This window comes from Kitasatospora sp. NPDC058965, assembly GCF_042741245.1.
In the GTDB taxonomy this organism is placed as follows: Bacteria; Actinomycetota; Actinomycetes; order Streptomycetales; family Streptomycetaceae; genus Kitasatospora.
In genome coordinates, this window is the sequence record NZ_JBHYKG010000433.1 from 1 (window position 1) to 5565 (window position 5565).

6 protein-coding genes are annotated in these 5565 nt (G+C 74.4%); 1 reads left to right on the forward strand and 5 read right to left on the reverse strand.

Annotated elements, in window-relative coordinates; all coding sequences use genetic code 11:
* Positions 1 to 41: 41 nt before the first annotated feature.
* The 5 genes from purB to ACFW1A_RS37725 form a co-directional block, all read right to left on the reverse strand.
* Complete coding sequence (purB, locus tag ACFW1A_RS37705; RefSeq protein ID WP_380417677.1) at positions 42 to 1481, reverse strand: adenylosuccinate lyase; 1440 nt, start codon at positions 1479 to 1481, stop codon at positions 42 to 44.
* Between the two features lie 38 nt (positions 1482 to 1519).
* Positions 1520 to 2251 (reverse strand): TSUP family transporter, encoded by a 732-nt coding sequence (locus ACFW1A_RS37710; RefSeq protein WP_380417679.1) that lies wholly within the window; start codon positions 2249 to 2251, stop codon positions 1520 to 1522.
* A gap of 27 nt (positions 2252 to 2278) precedes the next feature.
* Positions 2279 to 2710: a MarR family winged helix-turn-helix transcriptional regulator gene (locus ACFW1A_RS37715; protein ID WP_380417681.1), complete on the reverse strand. Its 432-nt coding sequence runs from the start codon at positions 2708 to 2710 to the stop codon at positions 2279 to 2281.
* Positions 2711 to 2784: 74 nt separating this feature from the next.
* Positions 2785 to 3174: a DUF3037 domain-containing protein gene (locus ACFW1A_RS37720; RefSeq protein ID WP_380417683.1), complete on the reverse strand. Its 390-nt coding sequence runs from the start codon at positions 3172 to 3174 to the stop codon at positions 2785 to 2787.
* Positions 3171 to 3935: a HipA family kinase gene (locus tag ACFW1A_RS37725; RefSeq protein ID WP_380417685.1), complete on the reverse strand. Its 765-nt coding sequence runs from the start codon at positions 3933 to 3935 to the stop codon at positions 3171 to 3173. The genes ACFW1A_RS37720 and ACFW1A_RS37725 overlap by 4 nt, the downstream gene beginning before the upstream one ends.
* Before the next feature lie 133 nt (positions 3936 to 4068).
* On the opposite strand from ACFW1A_RS37725, the gene ACFW1A_RS37730 reads away from it, so the two are divergent.
* Complete coding sequence (locus ACFW1A_RS37730; protein ID WP_380417687.1) at positions 4069 to 5427, forward strand: NAD(P)/FAD-dependent oxidoreductase; 1359 nt, start codon at positions 4069 to 4071, stop codon at positions 5425 to 5427.
* Positions 5428 to 5565: the final 138 nt, after the last annotated feature.

A 5565-nucleotide genomic window follows, 5' to 3' on the forward strand; every position in this document is an offset into this window, starting at 1 on the left:
GGGCACGAGTTCCCGGGGTCGACCGGCTGAGGCCGGAGCGGCTAGAGGATGTCGCCGGGGGCGTACTTGGCCGCCGCCGGGTACCGGGCCGCGACCTCGCCGATCCGCTCGACCAGCACGGCCACCTGGGCACCGGCCGCGCCGGTGAAGGAGAGCCGGTCGGCCAGCAGCGCGTCCAGCGCGGCCCGGTCCAGCGGGATCCGCTGGTCGGCGGCCAGGCGGTCGAGCAGCTCGTTCTCCCGGGCGCCGGCCCGCATGGCGAGCGCCGAGGCGACCGCGTGCTCCTTGATCACCTCGTGCCCGACCTCGCGGCCGACCCCGGCCCGCACCGCGCCCATCAGCACCTTGGTGGTGGCCAGGAACGGCAGGTAGCGGTCCAGCTCGGCCTCGATCACGGCCGGGAAGGCGCCGAACTCGTCCAGCACCGTCAGGAAGGTCTCCAGCAGGCCGTCGAAGGCGAAGAAGGCGTCCGGCAGCGCGACCCGGCGCACCACCGAGCAGGAGACGTCGCCCTCGTTCCACTGGTCGCCGGCCAGCTCGCCGGTCATCGAGGCGTAGCCGCGCAGGATCACCGCGAGGCCGTTGACCCGCTCGCAGGACCGGGTGTTCATCTTGTGCGGCATCGCCGAGGAGCCGACCTGGCCCTCCTTGAAGCCCTCGGTCACCAGCTCGTGACCGGCCATCAGGCGGATGGTCTTGGCCAGGCTGGACGGCGCGGCGGCCAGCTGCACCAGGGCGGTGAGCACCTCGAAGTCCAGCGAGCGCGGGTAGACCTGGCCGACGCTGGTGAAGACGTTGTCGAAGCCGAGGTGGCCGGCCACCCGCTGCTCCAGCTCGGCGAGCTTGTCGGCGTCGCCGCCCAGCAGGTCGAGCATGTCCTGGGCGGTGCCGACCGGGCCCTTGATCCCGCGCAGCGGGTAGCGGGCGATCAGCTCCTCCAGCCGGGCGAACGCGACCAGCAGCTCGTCGGCGATGCTGGCGAACCGCTTGCCCAACGTGGTGGCCTGCGCGGCGACGTTGTGCGAGCGGCCGGCCATCACCAGCTCGGCGTGCTCGGCGGCGAGCCGGCCGAGGCGGACCAGGACGGCCACCGTGCGGTCGCGCACGTGCTCCAGGGACTGGCGCACCTGCAGCTGCTCGACGTTCTCGGTCAGGTCCCGGGAGGTCATCCCCTTGTGGATCTGCTCGTGGCCGGCGAGCTCGCTGAACTCCTCGATCCGGGCCTTGACGTCGTGCCGGGTGACCCGCTCACGGTTGGCGATGGAGGCCAGGTCGACTTGGTCGACCACTCGCTCGTAGTCGGCGACGGCGGTCTCGGGGACGTCGATGCCGAGGTCCCGCTGGGCCTTGAGGACGGCCAGCCACAGGTGGCGCTCCAGCACCACCTTGTGCTCGGGGGACCACAGCTGGGCCAGGGTGGCCGAGGCGTACCGGGCGGCCAGGACATTGGGGATCAGGGGCTTCGCGCTCACGCTTCGCAAGCCTAACAGTCGAGGTCAGCCCGGCCCGTAGGCAGGCCCTACCAGGCGAGCAGGCCCTTGGCCAGGGTGGTGACCCCGCCGCCCAGGGCCAGCAGCAGCACCACCCGGCGGGCCCGGGCCTCCGGCACCCGGTCGGCCAGCCGGTGGCCGACCACCGCCCCGCCCGCCAGCGCGGCGGCCACCGCGAGCCAGGCCGCTCCGGGCAGCCGCGGCGTGCCCTTGGCGGCGATCGAGAACAGGTTGACCAGCAGCCCGTAGAACTGCGCGTTCGGCACGAACTCGCGGACCGTCCACCCCGCGTTGACCGCGTAGAGCGAGACCGCCGGGCCGCCCACCCCGGCGGCGGAGTTCATGAAGCCGCTGGCCGCACCGGCCACTGCGGCCCCGCCGCGCCCGCGCAGCGCGGGCACCCGGGCGCCGCGCAGCACCAGCAGCACCGCGACCGTCACCAGCGCGCCGGTGACCGCGAGCAGTTGCGGTTCGGGCAGCCGGCGGGCCACCCAGGCGCCGGCCGGCACGGTGCAGGCGGCCGCCGCGACCAGCGGCAGCATCGCCTTCGGGCGCACCTGGCGCCAGGCGGTGGCCAGGCCGATCGCGCTGATCGCACCGGCCGCGCAGTTGGACAGCACCACGCCCTGGGAGGCGCCGAGCAGCAGCGCCAGCGCCGGGGCGCTCACCAGCGCGAAGCCGATCCCGGCCATCCGCTGCACCGAGGCGCCGACCAGCACCACCAGGGCGAGCGAGACGTCGCCCAGCCAGCCGTGCACCACCCGTGTTCCCCCTCGCCCGGCCCGGGGTCAGGCTTCGAGCAGCGGCAGCAGCTGGGCGCACATGGCCAGCAGCGCGGCCCGCTGCTCCCCGTCCAGCGACTCCAGCGCGCGGTGCGCCCGGCCCATGTCGGCGCGGATCCGCAGCAGCACCTCGCGGCCGGCGTCGGTGATCGTGACGATCTTGACCCGGCGGTCGGTGGCGGCCGCCTCGCGGCGGGCGAAGCCGAGGCCCTCCAGCCGGTCGACGATGCCGGTGACGTTGGAGGCGTCGCAGCCCAGCCGGCCGGCCAGCGCCCGCATCGGGACCGCCTCGGTGACCACGCCGAGCGCCTTGGCCTGCGAGGAGCTGAGCCCGTGCCGGCCCGCCGCGCCCGCGAAGTCGACGAAGAAGGCGGAGCTCACCGCCGCCACCGCGTCCATCAGGTCGGTGGTGGTGATGTCGGGGGTGGCGGTCGTCATGGGAGCCATGGGATCAGATTACGCATAAGAGCTTTATTAACTCCAGGTTTCACCTGCTCAACCGAGCAGCTCCGCTACGCCACCAGCTCGGCGAACAGGCGGGCCAGTTCGGCCTCCGGGTCGGCGGTCAGGCCGGTGTGCACCGGGCCGGGCTGGACCACCGCGCTGCGCGGCGCGGTCAGCCAGCGGAACCGCCGGCCGGGGCTGTCCTGGGCGGCCGGGCCGGCCGCCGGCCCGCCCTCGGCCACCGCCTCGATCCCGCGCAGCGCCCGCGCCACCCCGTCCAGGTCCACCGCCGGGTCCAGCGCGCGCAGCTTGGCCCCGGGCAGCAGGGTGCGGACCACCAGCCGCTCCTGCCAGCGGCAGTAGAGCAGCACGCCGACGTTGACGCACTCCCCCCGCTCCACCCGGGGCACCGCACGCACCACCGCGTACTCGTACTCCCGCAGCTCCTGCTCCGTCACGCCGTCACCTCCAGGACCGGCAGCCACTCCCTGGGCCCGGCCAGCCGCGCCGTCAGCTGCGCCGCGTACGCGGCCCGCACCTCGGCCGGCCCCGCGAACCCCGGCTCGTCCACCAGGAACTCCTCCGGCACCGCCGCCGCGGCCGCCGCCAGCAGCTGGGGGGTGACCCGCGCGGCCAGCTCCTCGTCCACCGCGGCGAGCGGCAGCGCGAACCGCGCCAGCGCGTGGTCCCCCGCGTCGTAGCCGCGCCGGGTCCAGTTGGCCGCGCCCGGCCAGTGGTGGTGGAAGATCAGGCTCGCGCCGTGGTCGATCAGCCGCAGCTCGCCGCCGACCACCAGCAGGTTGGGGTTGCGCCAGGACCGGTCCACGTTGTTGATCAGCGCGTCGAACCAGAGCACCCGGGCCGCCAGCTCCGGATCGACCCCGAAGCAGAGCGGGTCGAAGTTGAGCGCCCCGCTCTCGAAGGCCAGCCCGACGTTCAACCCGCCGCTGGCCCGCATCTGCTCCTGGATCTGCTGCTCCGGCTCGCTGCGCGCCAGCACCGGGTCCAGCCACAGCCGCACCAGTTCGGGCACCGGCAGGCCCAGGGCGCGCCCCAGCTCCCCCGCCAGTACCTCGGCCACCAGCGCCTTGCGGCCCTGGGCCGCCCCGCTCCACTTGAGCGCGTAGAGCCGGCCGTCGTCCCCGGCCACCAGGCCGGGCATCGAGCCGCCCTCGCGCAGCGGGGTCACGTACCGCACGGCGGTCACTTCACGAAGCACGCGCCAACCCTACCCATCCGCCCTGCTGCGGTGGCGCGCCCCCGGCCCGCGTGCGAGGGTGACGGAGAGTTGTCACCCCGTCATACCGGGCCCCGCGCCTGGCGCAGGACCTCGCCCAGCGAAGGAATCAATGATGGAACGTCCTCGGATCCTGGTGGTGGGCGGCGGCTTCGCCGGACTGGAGTGCGCCCGCCGACTGGAGCGCAAGCTCGCCGCCACGGAGGCCCAGATCACGCTGGTCGCCCCGTTCAGCTACCAGCTCTACCTGCCGCTGCTGCCGCACGTCGCCGCCGGGGTGCTGACCCCGCAGTCGGTCTCCGTCTCGCTGCGCCGCTCGCTGCGCCGCACCGACGTGATCCCGGGCGGCGCGATCGGCATCGATCCGCGGGCCAAGGTGGCCATCATCCGCAAGATCACCGACCAGGAGGTCGTGGAGCCCTACGACTACCTGGTGCTGGCGCCCGGCAGCGTCACCCGCACCTTCGACATCCCCGGCCTGTCCGAGCACGCGCGCGGCATGAAGACGCTGGCGGAGGCCACCTACATCCGCGACCACGTGATCGCCCAGCTCGACCTGGCCGCCGCCACCCTGGACCGGACCGAGCGCGAGGAGCGGCTGCAGTTCGTGGTGGTGGGCGGCGGCTACGCCGGCACCGAGACCGCCGCCTGCCTGCAGCGGCTGACCACCGCCGCGCTGGACCGCTACCCGCGGCTCGACCCGCGGCTGATCAAGTGGCACCTGATCGACATCGCCCCCAAGCTGATGCCCGAGCTCGGCGAGCACCTGGGCACCCGGGCCCTGAAGGTGCTGCGCGAGCGCGGGGTGGAGGTCTCGCTCGGCGTCTCGGTCAAGGCGGTGGACGACCACAGCGTCACCTTCACCGACGGCCGGGTGATCCCGTCCCGGACGCTGATCTGGACCGCCGGCGTGGCGGCCAGTCCGCTGATCTCCACCCTGGACGCGGAGACCGTGCGGGGCCGGATCGCGGTCACCGCCGAGATGCGGGTGCCGCAGTTCGAGGGCGTCTTCGCGCTCGGCGACGCGGCGGCCGTCCCGGACCTGGCCAAGGGCGACGGCGCGGTCTGCCCGCCCACCGCGCAGCACTCGGCCCGCCAGGGCCGCAAGCTGGCGGACAACCTGGTCGCCGCGCTGCGCAACCAGCCGCTGCAGCCCTACTACCACAAGGACCTCGGCCTGGTGGTCGACCTGGGCGGCAAGGACGCGGTCTCCAAGCCGATCGGCGTGGAGATGAGCGGGGTGCCGGCCCAACTGGTGGCCCGCGGCTACCACCTGATGGCGATGCGGACCAACGTGGCCAAGTTCCGGGTCGGCTGCAACTGGCTGATCAACGCCACCGCCGGCGACGACTTCGTGCGCACCGGCTTCCTGGCCCGCCAGCCCGCCCGGCTGCGCGACTTCGAGTACACCGACGCCTACCTGACCAAGGAGCAGGTGCGCGAGCACGCCCAGGCGCTGCGGGCCAAGCACTGAGCCGGCGCGGCGCCCCCGCCCCGCCCGGGGGGGGGGGGCCGGACCGCTGGTCCCCCGGGGCGGGGGCCAACCCCCGCCCGGCCGCGCCGGACGGGCGGCTCAGCTGGGGCCAGCGGGAGATCCAGTAGGTGGTGTGGC

Excerpts from the sequence above, each read along its gene's own strand:
- ACFW1A_RS37715 (WP_380417681.1), bottom strand. The coding sequence starts at position 2,710 with ATGACGACCGCCACCCCCGACATCACCACCACCGACCTGATGGACGCG.
- ACFW1A_RS37730 (WP_380417687.1), top strand. The coding sequence starts at position 4,069 with ATGGAACGTCCTCGGATCCTGGTGGTGGGCGGCGGCTTCGCCGGACTG.